This window comes from Paraconexibacter sp., assembly GCF_041602235.1.
Lineage (GTDB): Bacteria > Actinomycetota > Thermoleophilia > Solirubrobacterales > Solirubrobacteraceae > Paraconexibacter.
Window position 1 is genome coordinate 1 of sequence record NZ_JBFIGP010000045.1, and the last position, 18,549, is coordinate 18,549.

At 72.3% G+C, this 18,549-nt stretch carries 17 protein-coding genes and 1 riboswitch; of the genes, 4 read left to right on the forward strand and 13 right to left on the reverse strand.

Features of this window, described 5'->3' with window-relative positions; translation table 11 throughout:
* The coding region (locus tag ABYE80_RS05890) for a TetR/AcrR family transcriptional regulator (protein WP_372789335.1) at positions 1 to 258 on the reverse strand (258 nt) is incomplete at its 3' end.
* Positions 259 to 401: 143 nt separating this feature from the next.
* On the opposite strand from ABYE80_RS05890, the gene ABYE80_RS05895 reads away from it, so the two are divergent.
* The gene (locus ABYE80_RS05895) at positions 402 to 1,826 is read left to right on the forward strand and encodes an MFS transporter (protein ID WP_372789336.1); all 1,425 of its coding nucleotides are present in this window, start codon (positions 402 to 404) and stop codon (positions 1,824 to 1,826) included.
* Between the two features lie 134 nt (positions 1,827 to 1,960).
* Here the strand turns inward: ABYE80_RS05895 and ABYE80_RS05900 are convergent, their stop codons facing one another.
* The 9 genes from ABYE80_RS05900 to ABYE80_RS05940 all read right to left on the reverse strand — a co-directional run bounded on the left by ABYE80_RS05900 (position 1,961) and on the right by ABYE80_RS05940 (position 12,904).
* Positions 1,961 to 3,385 (reverse strand): NAD(P)(+) transhydrogenase (Re/Si-specific) subunit beta, encoded by a 1,425-nt coding sequence (locus ABYE80_RS05900; RefSeq protein ID WP_372789337.1) that lies wholly within the window; start codon positions 3,383 to 3,385, stop codon positions 1,961 to 1,963.
* Complete coding sequence (locus ABYE80_RS05905) at positions 3,385 to 3,750, reverse strand: NAD(P) transhydrogenase subunit alpha (RefSeq protein WP_372789338.1); 366 nt, start codon at positions 3,748 to 3,750, stop codon at positions 3,385 to 3,387. Before ABYE80_RS05905 ends, ABYE80_RS05900 begins: the two co-directional genes overlap by 1 nt.
* Positions 3,750 to 4,877 carry a Re/Si-specific NAD(P)(+) transhydrogenase subunit alpha gene (locus tag ABYE80_RS05910; RefSeq protein ID WP_372789339.1) on the reverse strand — a complete coding sequence of 376 codons (1,128 nt, stop codon included), beginning with the start codon at positions 4,875 to 4,877 and terminating at the stop codon, positions 3,750 to 3,752. The genes ABYE80_RS05905 and ABYE80_RS05910 overlap by 1 nt, the downstream gene beginning before the upstream one ends.
* Positions 4,878 to 4,951: 74 nt before the next feature.
* Positions 4,952 to 6,508, reverse strand: coding sequence for a hypothetical protein (locus tag ABYE80_RS05915; RefSeq protein WP_372789340.1), 1,557 nt, complete (start codon positions 6,506 to 6,508; stop codon positions 4,952 to 4,954).
* Between the two features lie 67 nt (positions 6,509 to 6,575).
* The gene (locus ABYE80_RS05920; protein WP_372789341.1) at positions 6,576 to 8,213 is read right to left on the reverse strand and encodes a prenyltransferase/squalene oxidase repeat-containing protein; all 1,638 of its coding nucleotides are present in this window, start codon (positions 8,211 to 8,213) and stop codon (positions 6,576 to 6,578) included.
* Positions 8,210 to 9,862 carry an ABC transporter ATP-binding protein gene (locus ABYE80_RS05925; protein ID WP_372789342.1) on the reverse strand — a complete coding sequence of 551 codons (1,653 nt, stop codon included), beginning with the start codon at positions 9,860 to 9,862 and terminating at the stop codon, positions 8,210 to 8,212. Before ABYE80_RS05925 ends, ABYE80_RS05920 begins: the two co-directional genes overlap by 4 nt.
* Positions 9,859 to 10,698: an energy-coupling factor transporter transmembrane component T gene (locus ABYE80_RS05930; RefSeq protein WP_372789343.1), complete on the reverse strand. Its 840-nt coding sequence runs from the start codon at positions 10,696 to 10,698 to the stop codon at positions 9,859 to 9,861. Before ABYE80_RS05930 ends, ABYE80_RS05925 begins: the two co-directional genes overlap by 4 nt.
* A 29-nt stretch (positions 10,699 to 10,727) precedes the next feature.
* A complete protein-coding gene (locus tag ABYE80_RS05935; protein ID WP_372789344.1) occupies positions 10,728 to 11,687 on the reverse strand; it encodes a DUF4430 domain-containing protein in 960 nt (319 codons plus the stop codon).
* Positions 11,684 to 12,904, reverse strand: a complete 1,221-nt coding sequence (locus tag ABYE80_RS05940; RefSeq protein ID WP_372789345.1) for a hypothetical protein — start codon at positions 12,902 to 12,904, stop codon at positions 11,684 to 11,686. The genes ABYE80_RS05935 and ABYE80_RS05940 overlap by 4 nt, the downstream gene beginning before the upstream one ends.
* Positions 12,905 to 12,934: 30 nt before the next feature.
* A riboswitch (cobalamin riboswitch) is annotated at positions 12,935 to 13,118 on the reverse strand.
* 55 nt (positions 13,119 to 13,173) lie between these two features.
* Here ABYE80_RS05940 and ABYE80_RS05945 point away from each other — a divergent pair.
* The gene (locus ABYE80_RS05945) at positions 13,174 to 13,725 is read left to right on the forward strand and encodes a cob(I)yrinic acid a,c-diamide adenosyltransferase (RefSeq protein WP_372789346.1); all 552 of its coding nucleotides are present in this window, start codon (positions 13,174 to 13,176) and stop codon (positions 13,723 to 13,725) included.
* Positions 13,726 to 13,750: 25 nt separating this feature from the next.
* Here the strand turns inward: ABYE80_RS05945 and ABYE80_RS05950 are convergent, their stop codons facing one another.
* Positions 13,751 to 14,617, reverse strand: a complete 867-nt coding sequence (locus tag ABYE80_RS05950; protein ID WP_372789347.1) for a phosphatase PAP2 family protein — start codon at positions 14,615 to 14,617, stop codon at positions 13,751 to 13,753.
* A gap of 86 nt (positions 14,618 to 14,703) precedes the next feature.
* Here ABYE80_RS05950 and ABYE80_RS05955 point away from each other — a divergent pair, with 86 nt between their 5' ends.
* Entirely contained in the window at positions 14,704 to 14,916 is a 213-nt protein-coding gene (locus tag ABYE80_RS05955; protein WP_372789348.1) for a hypothetical protein, read from the forward strand.
* A gap of 76 nt (positions 14,917 to 14,992) precedes the next feature.
* Positions 14,993 to 15,883, forward strand: a complete 891-nt coding sequence (locus ABYE80_RS05960) for a calcium-binding protein (RefSeq protein WP_372789349.1) — start codon at positions 14,993 to 14,995, stop codon at positions 15,881 to 15,883.
* 28 nt (positions 15,884 to 15,911) lie between these two features.
* Here the strand turns inward: ABYE80_RS05960 and ABYE80_RS05965 are convergent, their stop codons facing one another.
* Both ABYE80_RS05965 and ABYE80_RS05970 read right to left on the reverse strand, forming a co-directional pair.
* Positions 15,912 to 17,972: an ATP-binding protein gene (locus ABYE80_RS05965; protein ID WP_372789350.1), complete on the reverse strand. Its 2,061-nt coding sequence runs from the start codon at positions 17,970 to 17,972 to the stop codon at positions 15,912 to 15,914.
* An 85-nt stretch (positions 17,973 to 18,057) separates the two neighbouring features.
* On the reverse strand, positions 18,058 to 18,549 hold a 492-nt coding region (locus tag ABYE80_RS05970), incomplete at its 5' end, for a hypothetical protein (RefSeq protein WP_372789351.1).

Below are 18,549 nucleotides of genomic sequence, written 5' to 3' on the forward strand. Positions count from 1 at the left end.
GGCATCCCGCCAGTGGGCCGCGCGCTCCGCGAGGTGCTCGAACTTCAGGCGCAGGAGCTCGCCGACGAGGGCGTCCTTGTTGGGGAAGTGGCGGTACACCGTCCCGACGCCGCAGCCGGCCCGCCGCGCGATCTCGTCGATCTGCGCGAGCCCGCCGTACTCCGCGAACACCTTGCGGGCGGAGTCGAGCACGCGTTCCCGGTTGCGGCGGGCGTCGGCCCGCAGGGGCCGCGTCTCCGAGGCATCCGATGTCGCCATGTGACGACCGTAGCAGGCGGGGTTGACAAACGGAACCGTAGTTCCGTATGTTGCAGCGCGAAGCGGAATCGCAGTTCCTCTTACCCCCTCCGGAGACGCTCATGCCCGTATCCACCGCCTCCCCACGCTCCAAATGGAGCGTCTTGGCGCTCCTGGCCATGGCGCAGTTCGTGGTCGTGCTCGACGCCTCGATCGTCAACGTCGCGCTGCCGACCATCGGCCTCAAGCTCGACATCCCGCGGGAGAACCTCAGCTGGGTCGTCAACGCGTACACCCTGGTGTTCGGAGGCTTCCTGCTGCTCGGCGGCCGCCTCGCCGACCTGCTCGGGCCCCGCCGCATGTTCCTCGGTGGCATGGTCCTGTTCGGGGCGGCTTCCCTGGCCGGCGGCTTCGCCCAGAGCGAGGCGACGCTGATCATCGCCCGGCTCGTGCAGGGGCTCGGCGCCGCCATCATCTCTCCCGCCGCGCTGTCGATCGTCACCCGGACCTTCTCCGAGGGCAAGGAGCGCAACACCGCCCTGGGCGTCTGGGGCGCCGTCGCCGGATCCGGCGGGGCCGCCGGCGTCCTCCTGGGCGGCGTGCTGACCGAGTACCTCTCGTGGCGCTGGGTGCTGTTCGTGAACGTCCCGATCGCCGTCATCGTCGCCGGTCTCACCCCGCGCCTGCTCGTGGAGTTCCGCGCGGAGGGCCGCCACCGTCACTTCGACGTCGCGGGCGCCGTCACCGTGACCGCCGGTCTCGCGCTCCTGGTGTTCACCCTGGTCGACGCCGAGAGCGCCGGGTGGGGCTCCGTTCAGACGCTCGCGCTCATCCCAGCCTCGCTGCTGCTGCTGGCCGCCTTCGTGGTCATCGAGCGCCGGCAGGCCGCGCCGCTGGTCCCCTTCGGGATCTTCCGGCTCAAGACGCTCCGCGGAGCGAACATCGTCGGCCTGCTCGTGGGCATGTCGCTCTTCTCGATGTTCTACTTCATCTCGCTGTACCTGTACTTCATCCTCGGCAAGCAGCCGATGGACGCCGGGCTGGCCTACTTGCCGCTGGCGCTCACGATCATCCTCGCCGCCGGCGTGGCGTCGCAACTCGTGACGCGGCTGGGCTTCAAGCCGGTGTTGATCGCGGGATCGCTGTTCGTCGCGGCGGGCCTGTACTGGTTCTCGCACGTGTCGGCCGACGGCACCTACGTCAAGGACGTCCTCGGACCCTCCCTGCTGGCGGCGATCGGCCTGGGGTTCTCGTTCGTCCCCGTGACGATCGCGGCGGTGACCGGGACGCAGCCCAGCGAGGCGGGGCTCGCCTCCGGCCTCATCAACACCTCGCAGCAGATCGGTGGGGCCCTCGGCCTGGCGATCCTCTCCACGATCGCGATCGCGAGCACGAACGCCGCGATGCCCGCCGGCGCCCGCGGCCCCTCGCCGCAGGCGCTCACCGAGGGCTACCAGGACGCCTTCCTGGCCGGCGCCGGATTCGCTCTCCTGGGCGCGCTCCTCGCCGCCACGATCATCTCGTCGCGGGACAGCCGCGAGATGGCCGAGGCCGCGCGGCGCGGCGAGGCAGTGGTCGTGCCTGCCTAGGGCGGCCGTCGGGCGGCCGAGACGTTCCCGCGGGAACGTCTCCCGCCGGAGCCGAGCGCGCGGGAGTCATGAAGGGCGGATACCGCGCCTCATGACTCCCGGAGCGCAGGGAACGTCGGGACGCCCCCGCCCGTCTAGAGCTCCTTGAGCTCCTCGGTCACGGACTGCACCGAGGACTTCGCGTCGCCGAACAGCATGCTGGTCTTCGGGTTGAAGAACAGGGGGTTGTCGATACCGGCGTAGCCGGAGCTCATCGAGCGCTTGAGCACGATGATCGACTGCGACTCGTCGACGTTCAGGATCGGCATCCCGTAGATCGGCGAGTCGGCCTTGTTGCGGGCGTCGGGGTTGGTGACGTCGTTGGCGCCGATCACCAGGGACACGTCGGTCCGGGCGAACTCGCCGTTGATGTCGTCCATCTCCTTGAGCTGGTCGTACGGCACGTCGGCCTCGGCCAGCAGGACGTTCATGTGACCCGGCATGCGCCCGGCGACCGGATGGATGGCGTACTTCACCTCGACGCCCTTGGCCTCGAGGATCTTCGCCATCTCACGGACGGCGTGCTGGGCCTGGGCCACGGCCATGCCGTAGCCGGGCACGACGACGACCTGACGGGCGTAGGCCATCTGGATCGCCGCGTCGGAGGCGCTGGTGGAGCGGACGGTGCCGCCCTCCGCCCCGGGAGCACCGGCCGCCGCCGCGACCTCGCCGCCGAAGCCGCCCGCGATCACCGAGGTGATCGTGCGGTTCATGGCGATGGCCATCTGCTGCGTCAGGATCGTGCCCGAGGCGCCGACGATCATGCCCGCGACGATCAGGGCCTGGTTGTCCAGCGACATGCCCGCCGCGGCCGCGGCGAGACCGGTGAAGGCGTTCAGCAGCGAGATCACGACCGGCATGTCCGCGCCGCCGATCGGCAGCACGAGCAGGAGGCCGAACACCGCGGCGGAGACGAGCAGCGCGACGATCACGATCTCGGACTGCGGCTCCGCGGTGATCGCGATACCCGAGGCGATCGCGATGCCGAGGGTCAGGATCTGCGCCGGGAGCTGCAGCCGGCCCAGCGTGTAGGGCTTGCCGTCGATGAGCTCCTGCAGCTTCGCGAACGCGACGTTGGAGCCCCAGAACGACACGGAGCCGACGATCGCCGAGAACACGGAGAAGATCGCGATGTAGGTCGCGACGCCGTCGAAGCCGCCGGTGTCGCGAAACTCGGCCCAGGCGATGAGCGCGACCGCTCCGCCGCCCACGCCGTTGAACAGCGCGACCATCTGCGGCATCGCGGTCATCTTGACCTGACGCGCCGCGGGCACGCCGACGCCGAAGCCGACGGCGAGGCCCAGGACGATGAGCACCGTGTTGTTGAACGGGTCGACCAGCAGGGTCGTCACGACCGCGATGACCATGCCGACCGCGGCGATGCGGTTGCCCTGCACGGCGGTCTTCGGCCCCGTCAGGCCCGAAAGGCCGTAGATGAACAGGGCGAACGAGACGATGTAGAGGACCGACTTGAAGTTCGGGTCGGTCAGCGAGAACGCGAGCGGCAGATCGGCCAGCATCAGGCGTCGCCCTCCTTGTCGGCCTTCGGGGTGGGCTTCTGCTTGAACATCTCGAGCATGCGGTCGGTGACCACGAACCCGCCGACGACGTTGATGGCGCCGAAGACCAGCGCGATGAACAGGATGATCGTGGTCCCGGTGCCGATGTCGGACCCGGTGGCCAGCAGGACGAGACCGCCGAGCACGACGATGCCGTGGATGGCGTTCGTGCCCGACATCAGCGGCGTGTGCAGCGTGTTGGGGACCTTCGAGATCACCGCGTAGCCGACGAAGCCGGACAGCACGAGGATCGCGAGGTTGGTCACCAGCTGGCTCTCGCCCCCGCCGACGGAGCTCGCCAGGACGGTCAGTGCGTCGATGGACATCAGGTGGCCTCCACGGTCTTCTTGGCGCCTTCGTGGACGATCTCTCCGTCCTTGGTGACGCAGGCGCCGGCGATGATCTCGTCCTCGAAGTCCAGGCTCATGTTGCCCTCCTCGTCGAGGAACAGCTCCAGCAGCGACTGGATGTTGCGCGCGTAGAGCTGCGACGCATGCTGCGGCATCTCGGCTGCGAGGTTCAGCGGCGAGACGATCGTGACGTCGTGCTTGACGACGGTCTGACCGGGCTCGGTCAGCTCGCAGTTGCCGCCGGTCTCCCCCGCGAGGTCGACGATCACCGAGCCGGGCTTCATGCCCTCCACGGCCTCGGCGGTCACCAGGCGCGGCGCCGGGCGGCCCGGAACGAGCGCGGTGGTGATGACGACGTCGAAGCCCTTGGTCTGCTCGGTGAGCGCCTGCTGCTGCTGTGCGCGCTCCTCGTCGGTGAGCTCGCGGGCGTACCCGCCCTCACCCGCCGCGTCGATCCCGAGGTCCAGCCAGTCGGCACCGAGGGAGCGGACCTGCTCGGCCGTCTCCGGGCGCACGTCGTACCCGGCGGTCTTGGCGCCGAGGCGGCGCGCGGTGGCGAGCGCCTGCAGCCCCGCGACGCCGATGCCGAGCACCAGCACGCGCGCCGGCGGGATCGTGCCCGCGGCGGTCATGAGCATCGGGTAGAAGCGGCCCATCTCCTGCGCGCCGAGCAGTGCCGCCTTGTATCCGGCGACGTTGGACTGCGAGGACAGCGCGTCCATGGCCTGCGCGCGCGAGATGCGCGGGATCGCCTCCATCGCGAACGCGGTGGCCTTCGCGTCCCGCAGCGCCACGAGCGTGTCCTTCGCGGTCAGCGGCGCCAGGAACCCGACGAGCACCGACCCGGCTCCCAGTTGCGCGACCTCCTGCGGCGTCGGCGGAGCCACCTTCACGACGACATCGGCGCCCCACACCTCCCCCGCGTCGGTCGTGACCGTGGCACCCGCCTCGGTGAACTGCGCGTCGGGGATCAGCGCTGCTGCGCCCGCCCCCGACTGCACGATCACCTCGAGACCCTTGCCGGTCAGCTTCTTGACCACCTCGGGAACGAGCGCCACGCGGCGCTCCCCCGGGGCGGTCTCCTCTGGGACACCGAGCCGCATAAGAGCGGGGAAGCTAGCCGAAATGCCCGCTTCCCGCCTGCTGGGGTCCGGTCACGGCCCGCAGGCGCCCTGCGTCATGACGCGGGAGGGTTGCGGACGATCTGTCCGGTACTCGGCACACCGTAGGAGTAGAACTCCCACACGCCGTTGCCCCGGTTCTTGACCTCGTAGTTCGAGAACTCCGCCGGGGTCGTCGACTCACCGTTCGCGAACGAGCTCATGTGGAGGTGGCAGTTGGTCCCTGGCGGGAGGTTGCGGTTGCCTGCCCGGGCGACGACCTGACCGCGCTGGAAGGGGATCGCGGGGGGCGGTGTGGCGGTGCTGAACAGCTCCCGCACGGAGTTCGTCTGGATGTGCAGGAACCCGAACCGCTCCTGGTAGGTGACCCATCCCTGGAAGATGTTGGTGGCGTCCTGGTGGAGGTCGGCACGGTCGCTGACGCCGTCGTCGTCGATCGCGTGGGCCGCCCCCGGTGCGACCGCACGCAGCCGCTGACCGCAGGTCTTCGCGTTGGGCTCGTCGGCGAGCACGAAGTCCCAGGAGAACGACGCGTAGCCGTTGTGGGAGCTGTTGTAGGTGTTGTTGCCCCAGAGCACGAGCCACTCCTGGCCGCGGTCGAAGGGCAGGATCCAGCGCTGCGAGTGCGGCGGGCGCAGACGACCGATCGGCCCGTCGTTGCGCCACGCGGGGGACCGCAGTCGCGAGACCGCCAGCAGACCCGCGCGCTTGCTCGTCACCTTCACGCTGCCCAGCCGCCGTCGCGGTTCGGTCCGCCGGCCCGTGGACTTGGCCTCGACGTCGAAGTTGTAGCCGATGCGCAGGTTGGGCTCGAGCCCCGTCAGGCGGCGGGCGGCGGCGCGCGCGCTGATGGTCTTCGGCGTGAGCGCCCCGCGGAAGACGCCGACGTCGTCGATCAGCCCGTAGAACTGGTCGTCGGTCGGTGCGGCCGCCAGGTACAGCTCGCGACGGGCCTCGGCGTCGTCGTCGGCCGTGTCCGGGCGGACCTTGACCGGCTGGGCCGCAGCTCCGTGGCGACCGAGCATCAGCACGCCCTTCACGCGGTCGAGCTGCGCGCCGGGGACGACGGTCGCCGCACCGGGACACGACGAAGGCGGTGTTCCCGGATTCGCCGGGACGACGACGCAGCGGTCGGGCAGCACCGCCTTGCCGTCGATGTACGTGCGCACGTCGCCATCCCCGCCGGGGGTCGGGCGGGCGATGGAGACGGCGAGATGGACCCAGCGGTGGCTCGTCCCCGGATCGTCCGCGAGACGGAACAGCATGAGGCGGTCCCCGAGCCGGACCTGCAGGACCCCGCGCGGCGTCCACGAGCCGAAGCCACCGCTCTGGAAGGTGCGGAACTCCCCGACGCCGATCTGGAAGGTGTCGCCGCCCTTCGCGCCGAGCACCGCCCCGGCGTGCATGAACGGATACTTCGGCGCGAAGCGGACCGTGAACGTGTGGCTGGTCGCGAGGACCTTCTCGAGGTCCACCCCGGTGAGCGCGGCGCCGCCGAGTCGCGTCCCGAGCGCCCGGTTCACGGTCTCGGCGTGCGCCGGAGCGACACCGGCCCCGACCGCAGCGCCGCAGACACACGCCGCCACCAGAGCCCGCCCTACCGTGGTTCGCATGACCCGCACGATATGCGGGCCATGCGACCGCGTCATCAGGGCCAGCACCGAAATGCCCGGCGGGACCTCAGCGCAGCGGGAACGGCTTGCGAGCGAGCGCGAGCACGGCCTGGGAGGTCACCCACACGGGCGTCTGCGCTCGCGTGCGCGAGTACCTGACGCTGCCGTTCGACGCCATCAGGGAGCGCAGGTAGGCCATGGGCGAGCGGGAGCCACGACGCTTGACCCGGTCCGGGTTCACGCCCGCGGCGAGCAGTCCCTGCACCGCGAACGCGGTCGACTGGGCGTTCGACCCGGAGCCCGCGCCCGCCCCGAACCCGCCGTCGGAGTTCTGACGCCGGCGGAGGTAGCTGACGGCCCGGGAGATGGCGCCCCCCTTGCCGCGTCCCCGTCTCGCGGCCACCAGTGCCTGGATCGCCGCCCCCGTGTCGTCGACGCCACTCGCGGAGCCACGCCGCGCGAAGTTGAACCCTCCGTCGCGGTTCTGCTGACGCTGCACGAACCGCGCCGCCCTGACGACCGAGGAGTCGGACGCCGATCGCCCGCCGGCCCGGAGCGCCAGCACCCCGAACGCCGACAGGTTCGTGAGTCCGTCGAAGGAGCCGTCGCGGTCCCGCTTGGCCAGCAACGCCCGGACGAGGTCACGGCCGCCGACACGGCGGGGATTCAGGCCGGCGGCCCGTACGGCGAGGATCGTGCGCTCGAGGTCCCCCGTGGCGCGGACGCGTCGGGCGTCGGCGATGAGCCGGCTGGTCGCCGTGCGCGTGCCCCGTCGCGTGCGGGAGGGTGTGCGCCCGGCGGCCCGCAGCCCCATCACGGCCCAGCTCGAGAAGAGCGGCGTCGAGGCGGTACCCCGGGCGGGCCCGAATCCACCGTCGCGGTTCTGGGAGCGGGCGAGATAGGTGCCCGCGCGCGAGACGGCCGACGCCGCCGCGGTCGCCGTCGGCGAACCGGTGCTCCGGGCGGACGCCTCGGCGGCCGGGGCTCCGGTCCCTGCAACCGCCAGCGCCGTGGCGCTGAGCACCGCGAGGAGCGCGACCGTCGGCAGGACCGGCGCCAGCCCGCCCCCGGCGGCCACGGGTCTCGCGACGGGCTCTTCCTCCCAGGTGATCTCGAACCGCGCCCGGTACCGCATGAGCGCGCGGATGAACACGGGGCCGAACGCGAGGCAGAACATGAGGTTGCCGACGGCGTGGGCGATGTTGAACGAGAGGCTCGTCGCGCTGATCGTCACGTACTGCGCCAGCGTGTGGCTGCCGCTGTAGGTGACCCAGGTGCTGAAGTCGAGGATCGCTCCGTAGAGCAGGCCGGCGCCGAGGCACACGAACGCCAGGGGCCACCGCCCGAGGCGGCGTCCCGACAGCACCCCGACGCCCGCACCGATCAGCCCGCACAGGCCCCAGGCCCCCATCTGCCAGGGAGTCCACGGCCCCTGGCCGAAGACGATGTTCGAGGCGATCGCGCCGACGGCGCCCACGGCGAACCCGGGCGCACCACCGAGGACGTAGCCGGAGAGCAGGACGATGTCGGTGGTCGGCTTGACGTTCGGCAGGGGCGCGAAGGCGATGCGGCCCAGGGCGGCGAGCGCCGCGAGCGTGGCGACCAGCGCGAGGACCTTCGATGTCGGGTGGGAGCGCTCGTACCACCAGAACCCCGCGAAGAGCGCGAGTCCGAGGATCGTGAACGAGGTGAGCGGCCAGGTCATGGGGTGATCTCCAGGGTCTGCAGTCGGCGGCGCAGGAAGTCCGCCCCTTCCTCGGGCAGCAGGGCGCCGCCCTCCCCGCCCAGGATCCGGGCGGTCTCCGTCGCGAAGTACCAGCCGCCGGCGAGGACGTCGCGCGCCGAGCCGTCGGCGATGGGCCGCCCGTCGGCCAGCAGCACGACCCGCTCGGCGAAGGCGGCGGCGAACTCGGTGTCGTGGGTGGCGACGATCACGGCGGTCCCGGCGTTCGCCAGCGCCTTGAGGCGGGCGACGAGATCGCCCTTGTCCACCCGGTCCATCCCGCGGGTCGGCTCGTCGAGCGCGAGGACCGCGGGGGCATCCGCGTCCCCCAGGACGATCGCGATGGCGAGGCGCTGACGCTGTCCTCCGCTGAGATCCCTGGGGTGGCGGCTCCCGAGCCCCTCGAGGCCGACCGCGGCGAGCGCGGCTGCCGAGGCCTCCTCGTCGACGCGCTCGTGCAGCACGTAGTCGCCCGGGTTCTGCAGCAGGAGGGCGACCCGGCCGCTGGTCCGGACCGTCCCACGGGTCGCCTCCTGCAGCCCCGCCGCGTGACGCAGCAGCGTGGACTTGCCGGCCCCGTTGCGTCCCATGAGCGCCACCCGCTCGCCGGGCACGATGCGCAGGTCGACGGCCCGGAGGATCGCGCGCCCACCCGGCAGTTCGTGCCACAGCTCGCGGAGGGCCAGAGCGGCGTCGTCGTCGCGGTCGCGACGCAGGGCGCTCCGCAGCGCTCCGAGCGGGCCCCGGCCCGTCGCCTCCGCGGTCTCGACCGCGACCGCCGTCGCGCCGACGGCCGTCTCGTCGGCGAGCAGCCCGTGGCCGCGCAGCGTGGCCCGGGCCTCCTTGACCCCGGCGGGGGCGGGCCGCAGCCCCACCCGCTGGAACAGGCGCGCCCCAGGGGTCAGCAGGGCGGGGTGGTGCTCGGCCGCCCAGCCGAGGAAGTCGCGGGGAGAGGCGTCGCACGCCACGGCGCCGTCCTGGAGCGCGATGACCCGGTCGGCGTGCCCGAGGCACCGTTCCAGGCGGTGCTCGGCGAGCACCACGGCGGTCCCCCACTCCTCGTTGAGGCGACGCAGCAGCCAGACCAGCTCGTCCCCGGCGACCGGGTCGAGCTGGGACGTGGGCTCGTCGAGCAGGACGACGCGCGGCCGGCCCGCGAGCGCGGCCCCCAGCGCGACGCGTTGCAGCTCGCCTCCCGAGAGCTCGTGGGTCGACCGGTCGAGCAGGCCCTCGATGCCGAGGGCGAGCGCCGCCTCCTCCACGCCGCGGGCCACGGCGGCGGGCCCGTGCCCGCGGTTCTCCAGCGGGAAGGCGAGCTCGGCGCGGACGGTTCCCAGGACGGTCTGGGATTCCGGGTCCTGGAAGAGGCTGCCGGCCACCGCGGAGACCTCGGCCGGCCCGTGGTCCCTGGTGTCCAGACCGCCCACCACGACGCGACCGGAGATCCGGCCGCCGTGGAAGTGCGGCACGAGACCGCTCGCGGCCCGCAGCAGGGTCGACTTGCCGGACGCCGAGTCGCCCGCGAGGACGACGAACTCGCCGGGCTCGACGGCGAAGCTCACGTCCCGGAGCGCAGGGACCTTCGCCTCCGCGTAGGTGTAGGTGAGCTGGTCGGCGACGAGGACGCTCATCGCTCGATCCCGCGCCGGTCGAGGAACGGCAGCGTGCTGATGACGACGATCGCGCCGGCCGTCGCGAACTCTCCCGCCCCCATCGGCACCTGCAGCAGCGGGTAGGCCTCGAACGCGCCGATACCGAGCAGCGCCGCGCCGACGAGCAGGGTGACGATGCCGACCGCCGCCGCGAGGAACGCGAGGTCGTGCCGTGACCACGGCGCGCTGTCACGGCGGCCTCGGTGCGTCGTGCCGTAGCCGCGCACCTCGAGCGTGGCGGCCACGTCGATCGCCCGGTCCAGCGCTCCGGAGGACACGGCGCGCAGCACGGCCACGCGGGCCGCGGTGCCCGTCCCTCCCCCGTCGGCGCGGCACCGGCGCGCGAGGTCCAGCCGCCGGGCGTCCCGCGCCAGGACCGGGACCAGCCGTGTGGCGAGCGCGGCGGTCAAGGCGCTGCGGAAGGACACGCGCCGGAAGAGCTTCAGCACCTCGTCGGGATCCACGCAGGCGCTGAACAGCGCGAAGGCCAGGATCACGACGACGATGCGCGCGCCGAGGATGAGGCCGTACAGCAGGGCCTCGACCGTGAGGTCGACCTGGCCGAACGGCGGGATCTCGCCCAGCCGCGCGAAGACCGTGAGTCCCTCCCGGACGACGAGCGGGTTGATCAGCGCGAAGAGGATCGCGAGCGGGACCGCGTAGCGGGCGGCGCGGCCGATCTGCGGCAGCACCCCGGCGCCCGCGGCGCTGATCAGGACCGCCGCCGCGATCGCGGCCAGCAGGAGCGGGTGCTCCAGCAGTGCCCCGGCCGCCAGGGCGAGGCAGAACAGGGCGCCGGCGCCGGCGCGCGCCACGTGGAGCGGACTGGATCGCCGCTCATAGGTCATGGCGCCGCGTCGGAGCTGACGGTCGGGACGGCACGGCCGGAGCCGGAGGCGCCGGTCACGTAGGCGAACGCGTTGGCGAGGGTCGCCTCGTCGAGGGCGCTGGCGGCCGCCTGGAGACCCCGCGCGTCGGTCGCCGTGATGACCCAGACGGGCGGGTTGTCCTCGATGCGCATGGCCGCGACGAGACCGGTACCCGACCCGAGCGTGTCGGTCACGCGGCCCTCCTGGTCGAGGACCGCGATCGACCGCCCGTCGCTCGTGGGTCGGGCGTACACCCCGCTGACCTTCGGTCCGCGCTCGAGCCGCCGGACCGTCTGGTCCCCGCGGATCTGCTCGTAGGGACCGACGATGACGCGGATCGTCTCGGCGGCGAGCGACCGCTGCAGGCCTCCCTTGCCCACGACGATCCCGAGCTCGACGAGCCGGTTGCGCACGGTGTCGCAGGTCTCGCCCTCGAGCTCGATGCACTCCACGCGCACCGGCAGGCGCTTGCCCTCGACCCCGTGGACGAAGGGCTCGGGATAGGAGCCCACGACGGCCGGTACCCCACTGCTGGCACCCCAGTCGTGGTGGTCCCACCAGACGTGGTCGCCCTCGCGCAGGTCGTAGGCGCCCGCACCGACGCGCGACGCGACCCCGTTGACGTAGAAGAACCAGTCGACGGGCCGTCCGCCCTGCGTCCCTCCGCTGATGCCGTCGATCGACTGCACGAACCCGCCCCCGTACCGGGTCGTGACCTTGGCGTTGCGCTGCAGCAGCCGCATCGCCGTCTCGCTTCCCGACGACTTCGGGTCATCGAGCTGGGTCACGGGTCGCTGACCGAAGTCGCGCGTGACCGTGAGCCGCGTGTCGGCGGGAGCCGTCCCCGCTCCGAGGCCGCAGCCGGCGAGCCCCGCCGCCGCGCCCAGGAGCGCGGCGGTCGCGGCGAGGCGACGGGCGAGGACGACGCGCATCATCCGGCCACGTGGAACACGATGCGGTTGCGACCGCGATCGAGCTTGCGGTCGACGTTGCCGGCGGTGTCGGTCCCCCGCACGTCCAGGACGAAGCGGCCCTTGCCCGCCCGCGTCGGCAGCAGGTAGGACCAGTCACCGGTCTCTGCGGCCTTGAACCAGGTGCCGTTCGACGCGCCGCACCGGGCGCCGACGAACCGCTCCCGCGACCCGCTGAACGTGTAGCAGCGCTTGCCGATGCGGCGGGTCAGACGCAGGGTCACCTGCCGCACGCCCTGGGGGTCCGTGGCGCGTCCGGACAGCTCGCGCGGGCCCTTCCCCTTGGCGAACCGCTGCTGCTCCTGGACCGAGCGGATGCTGCCGCCCGGCGGGCGGGTGTCGCGGGTGCCGCACAGGCCGTCGTCGCCGGTGGTGAGACAGGGCTGGGACGGCGCGGGGGCCGGACCGCTCGGGACGGGCGCGGGCGGAGCTCCGGGCGCCGTGGTCCCGCAGAAGCCGTCGGCGCCGTCGGTGACGCAGACGTCCAGGCGGTTGGAGCGGATCGTGCCGGTCTTCTGCGCCTTCAGCGCGTGCGGTCCGCGGTCGCTGAACGGGCCGACCGGCGCGGTGCCGTTCGCCGCCGTGGTCGCGCCGCCGACGGTCGCGCCGGCCACCGGCGCGCCGGTGTCACCGTCGACGACGGTCGCGCTCCCCACCGCCCCTGGGGCGAGGCGCGTGGGCCCGGTGAGCTTCAGGGCCGGCGCGCCGTAGCCGCCGTACCCGAACAGCACCTGGTCGCCGGGCTTGATGTCGTCCGAGCACGCTCCGAGGCCGGCGGCCTTGAAGTTCTCGAACTCGACGAGGTAGTCGTAGGTCGCCGGGTCGTAGGCGACGCTCGTCCCGTTGATCGTCGAGAACGACGCGCCGAAGGACCCGAACGATCCGGACATCCGCAGACCCCGGTCCACGGCGGCCATGAGCGCGGCCCCCCTGGTCGGGACCGGGGACGGTGACGGTCCGCCGGTCGCCGACGTGCCGTCGCACACGTGGTCGCCGGTGTCGGCGCCCTCGGTGAAGCGGAACAGGCGGACGTCGGTGGTCACCGGTCCCTCGAACAACGTCGAGGTCGGTCCTTCGATCCGCAGGTCGACGGACACCGGTGCGGCGAGCGCCGACGACGGTACCGCGAGCGCGGCCGTTGTGAGGCCTCCCAGCAGGAGACGACGGTTCAGGTGCTGCATGGTGAGCCACCCCTTTCCACGAGGGCGTATGTGCTGTGGATGGCCGGAGGCAGGTCTCCTGGCTCCCGGGTCTACCCCCCGCGCCTTCCCGGTGCCTCGTCGGCTCCGGTGGCTTGCGCTGGTGCGCGTGCGGTGGACGTCACCCGGTCACAGTGGCGGGTCCGCGCCGGATTCGCACCGGCTTCCCTTCACCACCGACCAATGAACGCGATGAGTCTAGCGCCGTCGCGTCCGGCGCGGTCTGTGCCCGTTCTGGCATCGTTGCTGCCATGACGGTGAACCTCACGCGGATCTACACGAAGCTCGGCGACGGCGGCGAGACGCACCTCGGCGACATGAGCCGGGTGCCCAAGACCCATCCGCGCATCGAGGCATACGGGGAGATCGACGAGCTCAACGCGCACCTCGGGGTCGCGCTGGCCGTCACCGAGCTCCCGCGGCAGTACGCGGAGTACCTCGAGCGCATCCAGAACGACCTGTTCGACCTCGGCGCCGACCTCTCGGTCCCCCACGGCGGCGACCGCAGCCGCCTGCGGGTGAAGCCCGAGCAGACCGCGTGGCTGGAGGCCGCCTGCGACGAGGTCAACGCCAAGCTCAAGCCGCTGAAGAGCTTCGTGCTCCCGGGCGGCACGCCGGCCGCGGCGCACCTGCACGTCTGCCGGACGGTCTGCCGGCGGGCGGAGCGCCGGGCGCTCCTCGTCGAGGACGGCAACCCGGAGGTCGTGCGCTACCTGAACCGGCTCAGCGACCTGCTGTTCATCCTCTCGCGCGGCGCCAACGGTGCCGACGAACCGCTGTGGGAGCCCGGGCGCTTCCAGTGAGCGGGCCGGCTGCGGGGGCGTCGCGTCAGCGCGACGCCGCCTGACCGAGCGCCCGCGCGAGCGCCGCCGCGAGCAGTCCGGCGAGGCCGGCGATCGCCACCGCACCCAGCGTCCACGTGGGACGCCGCAGCGCGTACTCGGCGATCTCCCCCGGATGACTGATGGCGATGGCCGCGACCATCGCCGCACCACCCGCGCCCAGCGCGATGGGTCCGATCGCGTCGACGGGCCGCGGGGAGCCGTCATGCACGACGGCCCAGCGCGGGCGACGCTCGGGCCGCCGCTGTTCGAGCGCCGCCAGGGTCGCGACGAGCAGGGCGACCCACATGGCGGCGTTCAGGAAGCCCCCGATGACGTCGGACGGGAAGTGCCAGCCCAGGGACAGGATCGCGTAGCTGACGGAGATCGCGAACGCCCCGCCGGCGGCCGCGGCGGTGGGACGCAGTCGCGGCGGCATCGCCAGGACCGCGAGCAGCCCCAGGGTCATCGAGGCACTCGCGTGACCGCTGGGCCAGGAGGCGGCCATGATCTGCCCGTCGCCGAGCCACTCGTCGTACCGCGGCGTCGCCAGGAGCGGCTTGAGCAGCGTGGTGGTCGCCCCGGCGGCGACCAGGACCACCGGGATCAGCAGGGCCAGGCGCACCCGCCCACGCGAGACGGCGATCAGCGCCAGCGCGAACCCGATGAGCGCGTAGGGCCGGGGGTCCGCCAGGTGGGCGACGCGCTCGATCAGCGGGGTGATCTCCGGCTGGTTGAGCCCCACGAAGCCCTGGAGGGTCACGCTGTCGCGCGCCTGCGCGAGCGGCACGAGCAGGGCGATCACCCCGGTGAGCGCGAGGCCGACCAGGCAGAGCAGCGCGATGCGCAGGGGTGGCCCGGGACGACGGAGCACCCTTCCAGGGTAGCGGGCACCCCCGGGCGCTCAGGCCTCGGCCGCGGCCGGCAGGAACGCGGCCGGCCGCGCCGAACTCCGCCGACATGACCTGCGTCGGCGAGATCCCAAGCTGGATCGGCACCCGCGTCGAGCGCGGTGACGGCAGCCCGGTAGGCCGCGTGGAGGCGGTCCAGGCGGCCGCACCGACCGGCGTCCCGGTCGGGCTGCTGGTGCGCAACCTCGACGGCTCCCGGACGACGGTGCCGCTGTCCGGCGCCCGCCGCGGCCCGGGCGTCGTCCGGCTTCCGCTGCTGTAGGCCGCGGTCCCAGTCGGAGCGCGACGGCCCCGGCAACCGTCGCATCGGCCCCCCGCGACCTGCGAGGATCCGCGTCATGCGTCGCGTCCTTGTCGTGCTCACCGCGCTGATCGTCGTCTTCCCCACCGTGATCGCGACGGCGAAGACCGTCAACGGCTCTCGTGGACCCAACAAGCTGACCGGCACGTCGAAGGACGACCGCCTGTACGGCAACGGCGGGAACGACCGCATCCGCGGACTGGGCGGCGACGACCGGCTCGACGGCGGGACCGGCAACGACCGCATCGACGGCGGTCGCGGCGAGGACCAGATCGACGGCGGCCAGGGTGACGACTACATCATCGGCGGGTTCGGCACCGACACCATCGAGGGCGGCGACGGCCACGACCGGATCTACGGCGGCGACGGCGACGACATCATCCGGGGTGGCCGCGCCGGCGACCGCATCTACGGCGGTCACGGCGACGACGTCATCTACGGGGGCAGCGGTCGCGACTACGTCGATTGTGGCCCGGGGCGCGACATCGCGTACGGGAACCTCAAGAGCGAGCGGCGCAAGTTCCGCAACTGCGAGGTGATCCGCAAGGAGCCCAAGATCCGCCTGCGGTCCTGTCGCAAGGGGGGCACCAAGCGCTCCGAGACCGTCAAGGGCACCGAGCGCAACGACACGTGCTACGGGCGCGGCGGCAACGACTACATCGAGGGCGCGGGCGGGAACGACCGCCTGTTCGGCGGCAGTGGCGACGATGAGCTGTTCGGGCGCTTCGGCAACGACCGCCTCGAAGGCGGTCCGGGCGACGATGTCCTGGAGGGCGGGCGCGGCAACGACGTGCTCAAGGGCGGATCCGGCAACGACCGCCTCAACGGCGGCCACGGCAAGGACACCCTGGACTGCGGACCCGGCGAGGACATCGCCACGGTGAGCAACGGCGACACGACGGTCAACTGCGAGACGGTGCGCCGCTGAGCCGGCGTCCGACGCGCGCCGTCGGCGATCAGTCCGAGGGGGGGCCGACCGGGAGCTCGATGGTGAACGTCGAGCCGACGCCGACCTCGCTCTCGAGGGTGATCGTGCCGCCCAGCGTCGTGATGAGCTTGCGGACCAGCGGAAGGCCGATACCCGTCCCGGCCGGTCGCGCGGCCTGCGCCTCCGGCACCTGGGCGAACTCCTCGAAGATGCGGATGCGGTCGTCGGGCTCGATGCCGGTTCCCGTGTCCTGGACGGAGATCTGCACGCGGTCCTCGCCGACCGGATGGGCTCGCACCTTGATCCACCCCGTGTCGGTGAACTTGGCGGCGTTGGTCATCAGGTTGCGGACGGCCTGACCCAGGAAGTGCCGGTCGGTCCGCAGCATCGGGGTGTCGGCGTCGACGCTGACCGTCAGCTCCACGGACTCGCGCTCGTGGAGGGCGCGGAACGTGCCGCGAAGCTCGGCGAAGAGATCGTTCAGGTCCACGGGCTCGACCCGTGGCGGCCGCAGGGACCCGCTGCGCAGCCGCGCGTTCTCGAGCTGCTCGTCCACCACGCGCAGGGCCTCGTGCATGGTGCCGCGGACGCTGAGGAGGTCGGCGCGGAGCTGGTCCTCCGGGTCCTCCGGCCGGTCCCCCACCAGCAGTTCGAGCAGGCCGTCCCCCGCGTACAGCGGGCCGCGTACCTCATGGGCGAGGTGCCGAAGGAGGGCGTCCTGCTCGCGTGATGCCGCGCGGAGCTGGATCGCCTGCTCGTTGACCTCGGCGTAGAGCGCCTCGAGCGACGCCGTCCGCTCGGCGAGGTCCGCGGTCCGGTCCACCACCCGCTGCTCGAGCTCGGCCTTGGCGACGAGCGCCTGCCGCTGCAGCTCCTCGTGCTCGGCGACGTGGGCTGCCGCCACCGCCGCCTGTGCGGCGAGGTAGGCGAGGAGGTCGCGTTCCTCATCCGCGAACGCGGCTCCGACGCGTGCGACCGACACGATGGCGACGGGATCGCCGGCGGGCCCGATCGGGACGGCAAGCGCCCACTCCGTGGTGCCCGTGGCGTAGGCCATCGAAGCGCTCGCTGCAGCCTCCTGCTCGACGCGATCCAGGAGCTCGGGGAGCTCCGGACGGCTGACGGTGTTGGTGTCGAAGTACGGGAGCACGGTGCCGTCCCGCACGATGCTGCCGCGTCCGGCCTCGGCGTCCAGGGCCTCGACGGAGGCCCGGGTCACGATCGACACGAGGGCGCCCAGATCGAGGCTCGACGCGAAGGCGTCGCCGATCCTGCGCACCGCGGCACGGAGCCTGCGACGCTCGCGCTGCAACGCCTCCAGCCGCCGGTGGAGGCGCTCGACGCGGACCGTGCGATCCCGGGCCGCATGGGTGATCAGGAGCAGGAGCGGAAGGAGCATGAGCGGCGCCCAGGGGATCCCGTGTGCGTCGGCGGTGACGACCGCCATGATCGCCACCGGCGTGAGTGCCGCGTCGACCGCCCACACCTGCAACGCGACCAACGCCTCGACCCGGGGTCGCAGCCCGAGGATCACCCAGTCGCGGATCGAGGAGGACCCGAACTCGACGGCGCACTGGCCTGCGAAGGCCAGCAGCAGGATCTCCCAGGGGGCGGTGGTCGCGTCGGTGTGTCCCGCCACCGTCAGCACCACGGCCGGCCCGAGGACGTGCATCGCGTCGCCGCCGGCCATGACCAGGCGGTCCCACCGCGACCGTCCGAGGCCCACCATCGCGGTGGTGCCGAGCATGAGTCCGGCCATCGCCAGCAGCGGCACCAGGCGGGCATCCGCCTCGGAGAACAGCGCTACGAGGAACAGCTGCGTGGGGACTGCGACGCCGGTGGCGATCGGGTAGTCCACGCGTGAGGCGATCGCGTACGCGCCCACCATCACGATCGCGATCGGTTCGACCGCCAGCGATCCCGAGCTGCTCAGGATCAGCGTGAGCACCATCAGCAGGAACACGCCGCTCAGCGCGAGCTCGAACGCGAACTCCCTCGATGGCAGCCGTCGCTTCCTGCGCGGTACCGACGCCTCGAGCAGGCGCTCGACCTCGGCACGGTCCGACGTTGTGTCTAGAAGATCCGGCACGGCCCCACGAACGTCGTCCTCCGAGTCCCGATCGTGCGCGGCGCGCACGTCAGAAGCAGGGCCTGTCTTCGGTCCCTGCGAGACCCTATCTGCTTGCGCGCGGGTCGATGTAGACATCGTCGACGAGCCAGTCACCGTCGGAATCACCGAGCGAGAACTTCAACCGCACGTGCAGCGGCTGCCCGGTCTTCAAGGGCAGCTCCGACCCCAGGGGGATCTTGTTCGACGGTTTCCAGTCCTTGAACTTCTTGGAGTTCTCGGTCGCGAGCAGAGCGGTGTTGCTGCCGTTCTCGTCGTCCCAGAGCGCCTCGATGCGCAGGTCCTTCGGCTTCCCGTTCCCCAGCGCGTGCACCGTGAAGCGCAGGAACGGATGGCGATCGCTGACGCACACGGGCGGCGAGGTCGCCTGACCTCCGCCGCGCAACCGCAGCGAGCGGGACCCGGGGCCACTCAGCCCGAACGGGTTGTTCTCGGGGTGCAGCGTCGCGTCTCCCGTCCGCATCCATCCGGTGTCGCCCTCGAACGCCCCGCCGGGCGCGAGGGAGTAGAGATCGGGATCCTTCCACTGCGAGAACAC

Excerpts from the sequence above, each read along its gene's own strand:
- ABYE80_RS05935 (WP_372789344.1), bottom strand. The coding sequence starts at position 11,687 with ATGATGCGCGTCGTCCTCGCCCGTCGCCTCGCCGCGACCGCCGCGCTC.
- ABYE80_RS05925 (WP_372789342.1), bottom strand. The coding sequence starts at position 9,862 with ATGAGCGTCCTCGTCGCCGACCAGCTCACCTACACCTACGCGGAGGCG.
- ABYE80_RS05955 (WP_372789348.1), top strand. The coding sequence starts at position 14,704 with ATGACCTGCGTCGGCGAGATCCCAAGCTGGATCGGCACCCGCGTCGAG.
- ABYE80_RS05945 (WP_372789346.1), top strand. The coding sequence starts at position 13,174 with ATGACGGTGAACCTCACGCGGATCTACACGAAGCTCGGCGACGGCGGC.
- ABYE80_RS05900 (WP_372789337.1), bottom strand. The coding sequence starts at position 3,385 with ATGCTGGCCGATCTGCCGCTCGCGTTCTCGCTGACCGACCCGAACTTC.
- ABYE80_RS05905 (WP_372789338.1), bottom strand. The coding sequence starts at position 3,750 with ATGTCCATCGACGCACTGACCGTCCTGGCGAGCTCCGTCGGCGGGGGC.
- ABYE80_RS05920 (WP_372789341.1), bottom strand. The coding sequence starts at position 8,213 with ATGACCTGGCCGCTCACCTCGTTCACGATCCTCGGACTCGCGCTCTTC.
- ABYE80_RS05940 (WP_372789345.1), bottom strand. The coding sequence starts at position 12,904 with ATGCAGCACCTGAACCGTCGTCTCCTGCTGGGAGGCCTCACAACGGCC.
- ABYE80_RS05960 (WP_372789349.1), top strand. The coding sequence starts at position 14,993 with ATGCGTCGCGTCCTTGTCGTGCTCACCGCGCTGATCGTCGTCTTCCCC.
- ABYE80_RS05910 (WP_372789339.1), bottom strand. The coding sequence starts at position 4,877 with ATGCGGCTCGGTGTCCCAGAGGAGACCGCCCCGGGGGAGCGCCGCGTG.
- ABYE80_RS05915 (WP_372789340.1), bottom strand. The coding sequence starts at position 6,508 with ATGCGAACCACGGTAGGGCGGGCTCTGGTGGCGGCGTGTGTCTGCGGC.